Here is a 12,959-nt window from a genome sequence, read left to right on the forward strand (position 1 = left end):
CGGGCGTCCGGAGCGGCCCCGTTCCGAGCGTTCGCCCAAGGACATGGCCCTGTCGCTGCTGGTGCTGCTGGTGCCGATCGCCCTGCTGCTCGCCTTCTACCGGGGCTTCCTCGGCGGCGAGCAGCCCACCACGGTCGACGCCGCCCCCGCCTACGAGCAGGCCCGCGCCGCGAACGTCTTCCCCGTCGCCGAGCCGTCCGGGCTGGGCGACGGCTGGCGTACGGTGAGCGCCAGTTTCCGTACCGTCGACGACGGCGCGACCCTGCGGGTGGGGTATCTCACCCCGGAGGGGCGGGGCGCCCAACTGGTGCAGAGCACCGTGCCGCCGCAGCGGCTGATCCCCGCCGAGCTGACCGCGCAGGGGCAGCCGCAGGGGCCGGCCGACCTGGGCGGGGCGAACTGGCAGCGGTACACCGGGCGGGGCAACGAGCAGGCGCTGGTGCTCCTCGAACCTGACCGTACGGTGATCGTGGTGGGGGACGCCCGCGACAACGAGCTGCGTGAGCTGGCCGGCGCGCTGCGCTGACCGGCGGCGGCACGGGTGGACCGGGCCGGGGGGGATTGCGGAAGGCGACGTCCGGGAACAGAAGGGACACGACCCCGGGCCGGCCCGACCGGGCGGGGACCGTGCGCCGCGCGGGAAGTGTCACGCCCGCGCCGGCACGCCCCCGGTGCCCGCCGGGGGTCGGACGACCCGACTGGAGAACCCGACGTGACCATTCGACGTTTCAGTACGGCGGTCTTCGCCGCAGCGCTGCTCACCCCCGGCCTGGCCGCCTGCAACAACTCCGGCACCGGTGAGGCGGGGACCTCCGCGTCCCCGTCGGCCTCCGGCAGTGTCGCCCCGGGCAGCGCCTCGCCCGGCACCTCCGAGGCCAAGCAGGCCCTGCTGAACTCCACCAACGAGATCCGCAACGGCAACTTCCGGTTCACCATGAGCGGGGTGGGGTCGACCGCCGAGGGGCAGGTGCACCAGCCGAGCCAGAGCGCCCAAATGAAACTGAGCATCGGCGACGCGTCGTCGGACCTGATGATGAACCTGGACCTGATCCACGCCAAGCCGGACAGCTGGGTGAAGCTCGACCTGGGCGGCAAGTCCGCCAGCAGCATCCCCGGCGCGCAGAAGCTCAACCTCGGCAAGTACCAGCACCTCGACCAGACCCGGATCAAGGGCAACAAGTCGCTCGGGTTCGACTTCGAGAAGGTCGACCCGGCCGGCAGCGCCGTGCTGACCCAGGGCATCACGGAGGTCCGGCAGACCGGTGAGGGCAGCTACGCCGGCACCCTGGACGTGTCGAAGGCCGCCGAGGCGGGTTCCGTCGACCAGACGGTGATCAGCGCGCTGGGCGCGCAGGCGCAGTCGGTGCCGTTCACCGCGAAGCTGGACCCGCAGGGCCGGCTCAGCGAGCTGGTGGTCCAGATCCCGGCGGCCGGTCAGAGCGCCGCGCAGGACATCAAGATCACCTACTCGGACTACGGCAACGCCACCGCCGCCCAGAAGCCCGCCGCCGACCAGGTGGTCGAGGCGCCGCAGGAGTTCTACAACCTGTTCAGCTGAGCCGGTGCACCGACGGCGGGGCGCCCCCAGGGGCAGCCCCGCCGTCGTCGTGTCCGTCCCGCCCCGTGCCGCGCGCCGCGGTCAGCCCCGGCTCAGAGCAGTTCCAGGTAGTCGTTGACCCGGTCGTAGGCCACCGTCAACAGGGTCAGCGGCTCGTCCGAGGCGGCCAGCAGCCGGCGGCACGCGGCGATGTTCGCGCCGGTCGACGGACCCGCGCCGATGCCCTCGAACTCCATCAGCCGGCGCATCCCGTCGATCGCGTCCGCCTCGCTCACCGTGACCATCTCGTCGATGATCCCGGTGTTGAGCACCGGCGGGATCATGCCGATGGACAACCCCTGGATGCGGTGCGGGACGAACACGTCGGCGAACATGTCGCACCCCTGCGGCTGTACGCCGAGGATGCGCAGCCCGCCCTGGTGCTGCCGGAGCACCTCGCCGATGCCGGTCAGGTGACCGCCGGTGCCGATGCCTGCCACGTAGCAGTCCACCCGGGTGCCGTCCAGGTCGGCGATGATCTCGCGGACGGTGGTCAGCCGGTGGATCTCCGGGTTGGCCGGGTTGGCCGCCTGGTTGAGCATCACGTACTCGGGGTGCTCGAACTGGATCTCGGTGGCCAGCTCGCCGTGCGAGTTGTTGCCCCGGGTGCTGTCCGAGAGCCGGACCTCCACCCCGAAGCTGGCCAGCAGGCGACGCTTCGACTCGCTGTAGTTGTCCGGGATGACCAGCACCACCCGGTAGCCGAGCACCGCGGCGGCGATCGCGATCCCCATCCCGGTGTTGCCGCCGGTCGGCTCCAGAATGGTCTGCCCGGAGCCCGGCTTGAGCAGACCCTCCCGTTCCGCCGCCCGGATCATGTTCAGCGCGATGCGCATCTTGTGGCTGCCACCCGGGTTGTTCAGCTCCAGCTTGAGCAGGATCTCCCCGGGCAGGTCGGCGGTGAGCCGGCTGAGCCGCACCAGCGGGGTGCCCCCCACGGTGTCCAGGATCGAGTCACGGATGCCCATCTCAGCCCACCTCCGCCGTCCGCCGGTCCGGGCCGGGCAGGAAGCGCAGCTCGGTGAACTCGCCGCCGACGCACCGGAACAACCGCGCCTCCCGGACGCCGGTGTCGTCGATGCCGACCACCAGCTGCTCCAGCGTCGGATAGAGCGGCACCCCGTCGACCAGGGCGTTACGCCGGTCCTCGTCGCTGAAGTAGGCCCGCCCGTTGGGGTGCGAGTGGTAGAGCACCACCACCGGGTCGTCCACGTCGAGGTTGTCCTCCAGGTACATCAGGTCGGCCGGGGCCAGCACGTAGCCGGTGGTGGCGGTGCGCGGGAACCGGACCGGGTCCCTGCGGTGCATCTCGTCGGCGGTGTTGCGGGCCGCGTGCACCCGCCCGCTGGCGTGCACGAAACCGCACGCCTCGCCCGGGTAGGCGACCCGGGCGTGCTCGAAGATCGTGTCGAGGGTGGACCCGTCGAGCGTCGCCCCGTCGTCCGGGGCCACCGGCGCGGGCGTCGCCGCCGAACCGCCCCCGGTGGCCTTCTTGGTCAGCCCGAACGCGGCGAGCATGACCACCGCGAGGGCCACCGCCAGGGCCGGCAGCGTGGCGTTCTCCAGCAGCGCCGACCCGAACAGCGCGACCACCGGGAAGAGCACGAAGACGTACGACACCAGGACCGCGTCGACGTGCTGGAGCAGGTAGAAGTAGGCGGCGAAGCCGATCACCGAGCCGACCAGGCCGAGGTAGAGCACCCCGGTCAGCGAGCGGCCGGAGATCGCGCCCAGGTCGGGCCGCTCGACGAACGCCCCGAGCACCACCAGCCCCAGCGCGCCGAGCCCGATCGGCAGGGTCTCCTGGGTGAGCACGTGCACGGTGCCGCCGTAGCGGGCCATCACCGCGTACGTCAGGGCGTGCATGACCGCGGCGAGCAGCACGGCGGCCGGCGCCAGCACGCCCCGGGCGCTGATCCCGGCGGTGAGCTGGACGATGCCGACCAGGCAGCCGAGCCCGACCACCACACCGGCCCACTGCGTCCAGCTCACCGAGATCCGCGAGATCAGCACCGAGAAGAGCAGCAGGAAGACCACGACCGACGAGAAGATCAACGCCGCCAGGCCGGAGCTGATGTGCTGCTCGCCGTAGTTGATCAGCGCGTACGGGACGGCGATGTAGACCACCGCGATGAACGGCACCACCCAGCGCCGGCCCGGCGGCGGCAGCAGCGACACCCCCGGCGTGGCGAGGCAGACGGCGAGCAGGAACGGGAAGGCCACCAGGAACCGCAACCCGGCCGCGGTGATCGGTGGCAGCGTCTCCACGCTCATCTTCATGCCGTACCAGGTGGTGCCCCAGATCAGGCACACCAGTAGGTAGAGCAGCCCGAGCTGCCAGCGGCCGGCCCGACGGCCGGTGTGGTTCGTCATCTCATCTCCTGGTCACGCGAAGCCGAACTCGTCGAGCGCCCGCCAGAGTTGCTGGAGGTTGTAGAGGACCGTCTCGTTCCCGCAGGTGTCGATGATCCGGAGCCGCTCGTCGGTGCCGGGACGGTTCACCGCGCACCGGACCCGCCGGTCGTCACGTTCGAGGACCACCACCGGCCGGTGCTGGCCGGTGCTGGTCACCAGGTCCACCTCGATCGAGGCGAGGCCGGTGCCGTGCACCTCGACCACGCCCTCGCAGACCGGCACGACGCCGAAGACCCGGACGTTGCACTCGCCTGAGGTGCCCTGGTACTGGTTGAGCAGCCGCACCCGGCGGTGGCTCGGCACGTCGGTGGTGACGATGATGCCGGGCCCGATCAGCACGTCGTCGCCGACCGTCACCGCGCCGAGGATGCGGGCGAACGCGCCCACCTCGACCCGGTCGCCGAGCCGGGGGTGCCGCCGGCCGCTGGGGTTGTCGGCGATGCCCCGCGCGCCGAGCACGACCCCCTGGAGGATGTACGCGTCGTCGCCGATCTCGGTGGTCTCGCCGACCACCGTGCCCAGCCCGTGGTCGATGATCAGCCGCCGCCCGATGCTGGCGGCCGGGTGGATCTCCACGCCGGTGCGGACCTTGGCGGCCTCGGAGACCCGGCGGGCCACGGCGAGCCGGACGTCCGGGCCCAGCGGGGTGTCCTCGGCCCGGTGGACCGCGTGCGCCACCCGGTAGGCGAGGGTCGCCCGGTAGGCGACGTAGCTGTCCCAGACGTACTGCCAGGAGCCGCCGGCGGCCGGGTCCCGGCGGGCCAGCGCGAGCAGGTCCTCCGTGGCGACCTCGCAGATGGCGCGCAGCCGCTGCGGGGTCAGCAGCGCCTGGGTCACCGCCGAGGACGCCTCGGCCTCGACGAGGCGGACGACCTCAGTGCGCAGCAGCGGCGTCAGGGCCTCGGTGGACGCCGGGTCGGCCGGCGGTGGTGGTGTGCCGCCCGGGGGAGTGGCCGGTCCGGATGCGGCGCGGGGGGCCGGTACGCGCTGCCCCGTGCCGTTCGAGCCCGCGGTGGCGTGCAACGACGACTCCATGCGGCTCCCGCTCCCCGTTCTGCTTGGAACCGTCTCCTTCGGCGGCTCGAGTGAGGTGACACTCGGTGCGACGTCACGCCTCGGAAGCGGACATGGCCGCAGGGCGGGCAGGTGCGGTGCCAGATCGTAGTCACAGCCCCCCGCTAACGTGACGATGGAATATTGCTCAAGTCAGTGGCTGAGGGAAATAGCCAATCCTCAGTCCATTGGGGGGAGAGCATGAACGCGGAAGAGTTGGCCGCTCAGCTCGGTGCGTGGAAGGACGACCAGACCCGGCTCTACCGCGGGCTGGCCGAGCAGCTGCGGCTGCTGATCCGGCTCGGATCGCTGCCCCCCGGCAGTGAACTGCCCCCGGAACGTCGGCTCGCCGTGGCGCTGGCCGTCAGCCGGACGACCATCGCCCAGGCGTACAGCCTGCTCAAGGACGAGGGCTGGCTGGTCAGCCTCCAGGGCAGCGGGACCCGGGTGGCGCACGCCCAGCCCGCCGTCGCGCCCCCCGCCGACTACGGCGCGGCGGCGAGCGGCTTCATCGCCGACGTGGTCCGCGACCGGGTGCGTACCGTCGACCTGACGGTCCCGTCGCCCCCGCCCGGCCCGTGGCTGATGGCGGCGATGTCCCGGCTGCCCGCCCTGGCCGCCGCCGCGCTGTCCGGCCGGGTGTACGAGCCGGCCGGCTACCCCGCGCTGCGGGACCGGATCGCCGGCAAGCTGACCGCCGACGGCCGGGTCACCGCCGCCGAGGAGGTGATCGTCACCAACGGCGCGACCCAGGCGCTGTCCCTGCTGGCCGGCGTGCTGACCCGGCGGGGCGACACCGTGCTGGTCGAGGAGCTGACCTGCCCGACGGTGCTGGCGTCGCTGCGTACCGCCGGGTTGCGGCTGGTCGTCGTGCCGATCGAGCGGGAGGGCGCCGACCCGCAGGCGGTGGAGGCGGCCGTCCGCCGGTACGAACCCTCCTTCATCTACGTCATCCCGACATACCACAACCCGACCGGGTGGACGATGACCGAGCATCGGCGTGCGGCGCTGGCCTCCATCGCCCGCCGGTACGGGGTGCCGCTGGTGGAGGACCTCACCCTCGCCGACACCCGGATCGACGGCCCGCTCCCGCCACCCCCGATCGCCGCGTACGCCCCCGGCGCGCAGATCTACACGGTCGGCAGCCTCAGCAAGGTCTGCTGGCCGGGGCTGCGGACCGGCTGGCTGATCGGCCCCCGCCGCGAGCTGCAACGGATCGTGCACCTGCGGGCCATGTACGACCTGGGCTGTCCGCTGCCCACCCAACTGCTCGCCGTCGAACTCCTCGACGACCTGCCGCAGATCCGCCTCGAACGGCAGCGGGAACTGCTCGGCCGCCGCGACACCCTGCTCGCCGCCCTCGCCGAACACCTGCCGCAGTGGCGGCACGAGTCGCCCCACGGCGGGCTCAGCGTCTGGTGCGCCACCCCCCGGCCGCTGCAACAGCTCAACCACGTCGCCCAGCACCACGGCATGCAACTCATGCTCGGCTCGCACTTCGCCGTGGGGGCACGCTCCTACCTGGACCACGTCCGACTCCCCTTCACCCTCGACGAGGCAGAGCTGGTCGAGGTGGTCCGTCGGCTGGCCGGCTACTGGACCGAGGCCGGGCGTGGCTAGTCTCACGGTGCGCGACGATCGGTAGTACGCTGCGCCCCCATGGGCATCTCCCACCACGGACGCACCGAGCGTCTCGACCTCGCCGACCCGTCCCTGCGCGAGTGGACCTGCCGAGTCGTGCACGTCGATCCCGAACGTGGCATCGTGCTGGACCGCTCCGCGTTCTACCCGGGTGGCGGCGGCCAGCCGCCGGACCACGGCGTGCTGCTCTGGCAGGGGGTGCAGACCCGGATCGTCGGCACGCACAAGGGCGACGACCTCTACCTGATCCCCGCCGAGGGCGACCCGGTGCCGCCGGTCGGCGTCGAGGTCAGGGGCGCGATCGAGGACGAGCGCCGGTTCACCCTGATGCGCACCCACTCCGGGCTGCACGTGCTCTGCGGTGTGGTGTTCCGCGACTTCGGCGCGCTGGTGACCGGCGGCAACATGGAGCCCGGTGAGGCCCGGATGGACTTCAACCTGCCGCAGCCCCCCGAGGGCTTCAAGGGCCTGCTCGAAGAGGCGGTCAACAAGGAACTGGCCACCGACCGGCGGGTCTCCGTCCGGGTGCTGCCCCGCGACGAGGCGCTGGCCATCCCCGACATCGTCCGTACCCAGACCAACCTCATCCCGCCGGACGAGCAGGAGGTCCGGATCGTCGACATCGAGGGCCTCGACGTGCAGGCCGACGGCGGTACCCACGTCGCGTCCATCGGTCAGGTCGGGCGGATCCAGGTGGTCAAGGTGGAGAGCAAGGGCAAGCAGAACCGCCGGGTCCGCATCCGCCTGGTCAGCTGACCCCGGGTCAGGCGTCGGCGGTCGACCGGGCGGCGTCGATCCGGGCGCGGGCGCCGTCGAGGGAGCGTTGGCAGGCGGCGGCGAGCCGCTCGCCGCGCTCCCACAGCGCCAGCGACTCCTCCAGCGAGGTGCCGCCGGCCTCCAGCCGCTCCACCACCTGCGCCAACTCGGAGCGGGCCTGCTCGTAGCTGAGCTGCTCCTCGGGCTTCGGGTCGCTCATCTCGTCCTCCTCATGCGTCCACGGTCACGGTCAGCTCGCCCTCGGCGAGGCGGACCCGCAGCGGGTCGCCCCCGGCCACCTCGCCGGCCGCCCGGACCACGTGCCCGTCGGCCCGCTGCACGATGGCGTACCCCCGGTCGAGGGTGGCGGCGGGGGAGAGCGCCCGTAGCCGGGCCAGGGTGTGCCGCAGGTCGTCGGTGGCCGCGTCGAGCCGGTGGTGCAGGTTGCGCCCCGCCCGGTCCCGCAGCGCGGACACCTCGGCCGCCCGCTGCTCGACCATCACCTGTGGGCGGGCCAGCACCGGCCGGGACCGCAGCAGGGTCAGCCGGTGCGACTCCCGGTCGACCAGGTTGCGGACCGCCCGCTCCAGCCGGGAGCGGGCCTGACCGATCAGCCGCACCTCGTCGGCCAGGTCGGGCACGACCCGCTTGGCGGCGTCCGTCGGGGTGGAGGCGCGGACGTCGGCGACGTAGTCGACAAGCGGGGCGTCCGTCTCGTGGCCGATCGCGCTCACCACCGGGGTACGGCAGGCGAAGACCGCCCGGCACAGCGCCTCGTCGGAGAAGGGCAGCAGATCCTCGATGCCGCCACCGCCCCGGGCCAGGATGATCACGTCGACGCTCTCGTCGGCGTCGAGGACGCGCAGCGCGTCGACGATCTGCGACACCGCCCCCGGCCCCTGCACCGCCACGTTGACCGTGCGGAACTCCACCGCCGGCCAGCGCCGCCGGGCATTGGTCAACACGTCCCGCTCGGCGGCGGACGCCCGGCCGGTGACCAGGCCGATCCGCTGCGGCAGGAACGGCGGCCGGCGCTTGCGGGCCCGGTCGAACAACCCCTCGGCGGCGAGCAGCTTCTTGAGTTTCTCCAGCCGGGCCAGCAGCTCACCGAGCCCCACCTGGCGGATCTCGTCGGCGCGCAGGCTCAGCGTGCCCCGCGCGGCGTAGAACTCCGGCTTGGCGTGCAGCACCACCCGGGCGCCCTCGCGCAGCTCCGGTGCGCCCGAGTCGAGGACGTCCCGGTTGGTGGTGACGGTGAGGCTGAGGTCGGCCGACGGGTCGCGCAGGGTCAGGAAGACCGTGCCCGCCCCCGGCCGGCGGCTGATCTGCGCCACCTGCCCGTCGACCCAGACCCAGCCGAGCTTGGCGATCCAGGCACCGACCTTCTGGCTGACCACCCGGACCGGCCAGGGTTCCTCGGGGGTGCTGCGGGGGGCGTCGGTCACCCGCCCACCCTACGGTCCGCCTCCGACGACCCGGCGCTGCCGGGCCGCCCGCCGCGACCCGTACCCCCGCTGTGGTACGGATCGCAGCTCCTGCCGCGGGGGATGTCGACACGTACGATGGGCGAGTGACCGAGCCTGAGGCGACCCCAAAGACCGGCAAGCGCGTGCTCCTGGCCAAGCCCCGCGGCTACTGCGCCGGGGTGGACCGGGCGGTACAGACCGTCGAGGAGGCGCTGAAGCTCTACGGCGCGCCGATCTACGTCCGCAAGCAGATCGTGCACAACAAGCACGTGGTGCAGACCCTGGAGGCACGGGGCGCGATCTTCGTGGAGGAGAACGAGGAGGTGCCCGAGGGCGCCACCGTCATCTTCTCCGCGCACGGCGTCGCCCCCGAGGTCTACGAGCAGGCCAAAGCCCGGTCGCTGCGGGCGATCGACGCGACCTGCCCGCTGGTGACCAAGGTGCACCAGGAGGCCAAGCGGTTCGCCGCCGAGGACTACGACATCCTGCTGATCGGTCACGAGGGGCACGAGGAGGTCATCGGCACCGCAGGGGAGGCCCCCGCCCACATCCAGCTCGTCGACGGCCCCGACGACGTCGACCGGATCACCGTGCGCGACCCGAACAAGGTCGTCTGGCTCTCCCAGACCACGCTGTCGGTGGACGAGACGCTGGAGACGGTGGCCCGGCTCAAGACCCGGCTGCCGCTGCTCCAGTCGCCGCCCAGCGACGACATCTGCTACGCCACCTCCAACCGGCAGCACGTGGTCAAGGAGATCGCCCCCGACTGCGACGTGGTGATCGTGGTCGGCTCGCGTAACTCGTCCAACTCGGTACGCCTGGTCGAGGTGGCCCTGGACGCCGGGGCCCGCGCCGGGCACCTGGTCGACTTCGCCCACGAGATCGACGACGCCTGGCTGGCCGACGCCCGGACGGTGGGACTGACCTCCGGCGCGAGCGTGCCCGACGAACTGGTCCACGAGGTCCTGGCCCACCTGGCCGCGCGGGGCTTCACCGACGTCGACGAGGTGGTCACCGCCAACGAGCGGCTGACCTTCTCGCTGCCGCAGGAACTCAAGCGCGACATGAAGGCCGCCACCCGCGGCTGACCCCGGGCCTGCGGGCGTTGACCGGGCTCGACTTTGGTGCGCTGACCTGGCGCAGAAGCGGTGCGTCGACCGGAATCGTTTCCGGCGCGTTCGTCGGTGGTTCGCCGGCATCGGTGTCCGTCGTCGGCGGGTTCCGGGTCGGACGGAACGGATCCTAGGTGGGGCGCGTCCCAGTGGTATGAGAACTCCTCGGATGGCGGTCGTCGTGCTGCTGGCCGCCGGTGTGACGCTCGCCGGCTGTGGCGACGGTGCCGACGTCACCGGCCCGCCGGCCACGCCGACCAGTTCCCCGACGGCCACGGCCGCCCCGTCGGCCACCCTGACCCCGTCCGCGCCGCCGGCCTCGGTGCCCCCGCCCGCCGGTTCGACGCCGCCCGCCGGTGCGGTGCCGCCCGGCGGGTTGAAGCCGCCGCCGGGCGGCCCACGGCTGCCGCCCGGTCCGGGCGCGACGGAGCTGACCGGCACCGTCGAGGCGGGGGTCGAGCCCGGGTGCCTGCTGCTCGACGGTCACCAACTCGTCGGCGGCCCGAAAGACGTGCTCGCGGCGGGAGCCCGGGTCACCGTCACCGGCCGCGCCCAACCCGACCTGATGAGCACCTGCCAGCAGGGCGTCCCGTTCCTGGTGGAATCCGCCCGCCGCTCCTGACCACCCCCCCAACCCGCACGCACACCTGATCGCCCGCCGGCCCGCGCCCGCCTGGGGCCTGCGCCCGTCCGGAGGCCCGCCGGCCCACGTCCGTCCGGGGCCCGGCGGGTCCGCGTCCGTCCGGGGCCCGGTGGGTCCGCACTTTCGCCGAATTGGTGGTATCCGGCCGCTCCGATACCGCCATTGAGCCGACATTGCGCCCTCCGCCGCCCGTCTGGCGGGGCGGGGTGGGGTGGGTCAGGGGCGGTCGTCGGTGGGGAGGAGTTCGGGGGCCTGGGGTTGGCGGGGGGCCAGCTCGACCTGGGCCGGGACGGCCAGCTCCTGGTCGGAGACGCCCAGCTCGGCCAGTTTGCGCGCGCTGACCAGGACCCGGGCCTCCAGCGACCCGACCGCCCGGTTGTACGCCGTCACCGCGCCACCGAGCGAGCTGCCGAGCTTGCCGACGTGATCGCCCAGGGTGGACAGCCGGCCGTACAGCTCGCGGGCGAGCGAGTGCACCGCCACCGCGTTGCGGGCCAACGCCTCCTGCCGCCACGAGTACGCCACCGTACGCAGCAGCGCGACCAGGGTGGCCGGGGTGGCGAGCACCACGTTGCGGGCGAACGCGTGCTCCAGCAGCGTCGGGTCGCGCTGCAACGCCACGTCCAGGAACGGGTCGGCCGGCACGAACAGCACCACGAACTCCGGGCTGTCGTCGAACGCGGCCCAGTAGGTCTTCGCGGCCAGCGCGTCGACGTGCCCGCGCAGGTGCTTCGCGTGCCGGTCGAGGTGGGTGTCCCGGCCGCGTTCGTCGCGGGCCTCCATCGCCGTCAGGTAGGCGTCGAAGGGCGCCTTCGCGTCCACCACCACCGTCCGCCCGCCGTGCAGCCGGACCACCAGGTCGGGGCGGACCCCCTGGTGGTCGGTGGCGGCGGTGACCTGCTCGCTGAAGTCGCAGTGCTCCAGCATGCCGGCCGCCTCGACGATCCGGCGGAGCTGGTGCTCACCCCAGCGTCCGCGTACCTGCGGGGCGCGCAGCGCGGCGACGAGCTGCTTGGTCTCGGTGCGCAGCTCACCGGAGACGGCGCCCATCGAGCGGACCTGTTCGCGCAGCTCGGCGTAGGCGTCGACGCGGTCGCGTTCCAGCTCGCCGACCCGTTGCTCGTAGCGGCGCAGGGTGTCGTGCAGCGGGGCCACCGCACGGGCCACCGCCTCCTGGGACTGGGCGGTCGCCTCGTAGCTCAGCGCCCGCATCGACTGCTCCAGCCGGCCCTCGCCCTCCCGGGTGGCGGCGAGGGTGGCCTCCAGCCTGGCGATCTCGGTGGCCGACCGGGCACGGGCGGCGTACCAGCCGACCGCCCCGCCGGCGGCGAGGCAGACCACCACCACGGCCAGCGTCGAGAAGTCCATCACCAGAGCTTGCCAAACGGGTACGACTCGACGCCCCCGGGTACGTTCGGAGAATGGAATTTCTGCTCGTGCTCATCCTGGTCGCCATGCTGGCCGGTGGTTTCGTCTGGTGGCGGCGGGAGAAGGCGGCCCGGGAGGCGCGTAGCCTCGCCGACGTGCGCGCCGACGCCCAACGCTGGTACGAACGCCTCGGCGGTCAGGTGATGAACCTGCACGGCGACGATCCGGCGGTACGCCAGGCGCTTGTCGACGCGGGTGAGCGGTACAACGCGGCGGGCAGCCAGTTGGAGCAGGCCCGTACGGTGCACCAGTTCCGGCTGGCCCGGGAGACCGCGTTGGAGGGGCTCGCGTACGCGCGGGCGGCCCGGGTGGCGCTCGGCCTGGACCCGGGCCCGGAGCTGCCCCCGCTGGCCGCCGCGCAGGGGGCCGGGGAGATCACCCGGGAGCGTCAGGTGGACGTGCAGGGGCAGACGTTCAGGGCCGGTCCGCAGCCCGGCCGGGACACCCCGTACTACTACCCGGGCGGGCGTTACCAGGGCCGGCCGGTGCCGGCCGGCTGGTACTCGACGCCGTGGTGGAAGACCGCGCTGGGGGCGGGTGTCGGGGTGGTCGGCGGGATGCTGATCGCCGACGCGCTCTTCTCGCCGGCCTTCGCCGACCCGGGGTACGACGCCGGCTACCAGGAGGGCTTCGGCGACGGCGCGGACTTCGGCGGCGACTTCGGCACGGCCGGGGACCCCGGCGGCGATTTCGGCACCGCCGGTGACTTCGGCGGGGGCGACTTCGGGGGCGGTGGGTTCGGGGGCGGCGACTTCGGCGGTGGGGACTTCGGGGGCGGCGACTTCGGGGGCGGCGACTTCTGAGCCGGTGCCGCCGGTCGGCGGCACGCGCCGAGGCGGATCCGACCG

At 73.1% G+C, this 12,959-nt stretch carries 13 protein-coding genes; 7 read left to right on the forward strand and 6 right to left on the reverse strand.

Annotation, left to right across the window (positions count from 1 at the left end):
* Both B5D80_RS06405 and B5D80_RS06410 read left to right on the forward strand, forming a co-directional pair.
* Nucleotides 1–526: DUF4245 domain-containing protein (locus tag B5D80_RS06405; RefSeq protein WP_144081598.1), on the forward strand; the 526-nt coding region annotated here is incomplete at its 5' end.
* A 186-nt stretch (nucleotides 527–712) separates the two neighbouring features.
* The gene (locus tag B5D80_RS06410) at nucleotides 713–1,558 is read left to right on the forward strand and encodes a hypothetical protein (protein ID WP_088642857.1); all 846 of its coding nucleotides are present in this window, start codon (nucleotides 713–715) and stop codon (nucleotides 1,556–1,558) included.
* Between the two features lie 92 nt (nucleotides 1,559–1,650).
* On the opposite strand, the gene B5D80_RS06415 is transcribed toward B5D80_RS06410, so the two are convergent.
* The 3 genes from B5D80_RS06415 to B5D80_RS06425 are packed head-to-tail and all read right to left on the reverse strand — an operon-like array spanning nucleotide 1,651 to nucleotide 5,047.
* A complete protein-coding gene (locus tag B5D80_RS06415) occupies nucleotides 1,651–2,565 on the reverse strand; it encodes a PLP-dependent cysteine synthase family protein (protein WP_088642858.1) in 915 nt (304 codons plus the stop codon).
* Nucleotide 2,566: 1 nt separating this feature from the next.
* Complete coding sequence (locus tag B5D80_RS06420) at nucleotides 2,567–3,970, reverse strand: EamA family transporter (RefSeq protein ID WP_088642859.1); 1,404 nt, start codon at nucleotides 3,968–3,970, stop codon at nucleotides 2,567–2,569.
* Between the two features lie 12 nt (nucleotides 3,971–3,982).
* Nucleotides 3,983–5,047 carry a serine O-acetyltransferase gene (locus tag B5D80_RS06425; protein WP_088642860.1) on the reverse strand — a complete coding sequence of 355 codons (1,065 nt, stop codon included), beginning with the start codon at nucleotides 5,045–5,047 and terminating at the stop codon, nucleotides 3,983–3,985.
* Between the two features lie 219 nt (nucleotides 5,048–5,266).
* On the opposite strand from B5D80_RS06425, the gene B5D80_RS06430 reads away from it, so the two are divergent.
* Together B5D80_RS06430 and B5D80_RS06435 are read left to right on the forward strand one after the other, a co-directional pair.
* Entirely contained in the window at nucleotides 5,267–6,685 is a 1,419-nt protein-coding gene (locus tag B5D80_RS06430) for an aminotransferase-like domain-containing protein (protein WP_088642861.1), read from the forward strand.
* A gap of 39 nt (nucleotides 6,686–6,724) precedes the next feature.
* Complete coding sequence (locus tag B5D80_RS06435; protein ID WP_088642862.1) at nucleotides 6,725–7,462, forward strand: alanyl-tRNA editing protein; 738 nt, start codon at nucleotides 6,725–6,727, stop codon at nucleotides 7,460–7,462.
* 7 nt (nucleotides 7,463–7,469) lie between these two features.
* Here the strand turns inward: B5D80_RS06435 and B5D80_RS06440 are convergent, their stop codons facing one another.
* Nucleotides 7,470–7,682 carry an exodeoxyribonuclease VII small subunit gene (locus B5D80_RS06440; protein WP_088642863.1) on the reverse strand — a complete coding sequence of 71 codons (213 nt, stop codon included), beginning with the start codon at nucleotides 7,680–7,682 and terminating at the stop codon, nucleotides 7,470–7,472.
* Nucleotides 7,683–7,692: 10 nt separating this feature from the next.
* Nucleotides 7,693–8,907 carry an exodeoxyribonuclease VII large subunit gene (gene xseA / locus B5D80_RS06445; protein ID WP_088642864.1) on the reverse strand — a complete coding sequence of 405 codons (1,215 nt, stop codon included), beginning with the start codon at nucleotides 8,905–8,907 and terminating at the stop codon, nucleotides 7,693–7,695.
* Nucleotides 8,908–9,032: 125 nt separating this feature from the next.
* On the opposite strand from xseA, the gene B5D80_RS06450 reads away from it, so the two are divergent.
* Nucleotides 9,033–10,016, forward strand: coding sequence for a 4-hydroxy-3-methylbut-2-enyl diphosphate reductase (locus B5D80_RS06450; protein ID WP_088642865.1), 984 nt, complete (start codon nucleotides 9,033–9,035; stop codon nucleotides 10,014–10,016).
* Between the two features lie 193 nt (nucleotides 10,017–10,209).
* Complete coding sequence (locus B5D80_RS06455; protein WP_425437170.1) at nucleotides 10,210–10,662, forward strand: hypothetical protein; 453 nt, start codon at nucleotides 10,210–10,212, stop codon at nucleotides 10,660–10,662.
* 237 nt (nucleotides 10,663–10,899) lie between these two features.
* Here B5D80_RS06455 and B5D80_RS06460 read toward each other — a convergent pair whose 3' ends face one another.
* On the reverse strand, nucleotides 10,900–12,051 hold the full coding sequence (locus B5D80_RS06460; RefSeq protein WP_088642867.1) for a DNA recombination protein RmuC: 1,152 nt from the start codon (nucleotides 12,049–12,051) through the stop codon (nucleotides 10,900–10,902).
* A gap of 53 nt (nucleotides 12,052–12,104) precedes the next feature.
* On the opposite strand from B5D80_RS06460, the gene B5D80_RS06465 reads away from it, so the two are divergent.
* Nucleotides 12,105–12,914, forward strand: a complete 810-nt coding sequence (locus B5D80_RS06465; RefSeq protein WP_088642868.1) for a hypothetical protein — start codon at nucleotides 12,105–12,107, stop codon at nucleotides 12,912–12,914.
* Nucleotides 12,915–12,959 lie beyond the last annotated feature (45 nt).

The organism is Micromonospora wenchangensis, from assembly GCF_002210435.1.
Classification (GTDB): domain Bacteria; phylum Actinomycetota; class Actinomycetes; order Mycobacteriales; family Micromonosporaceae; genus Micromonospora; species Micromonospora wenchangensis.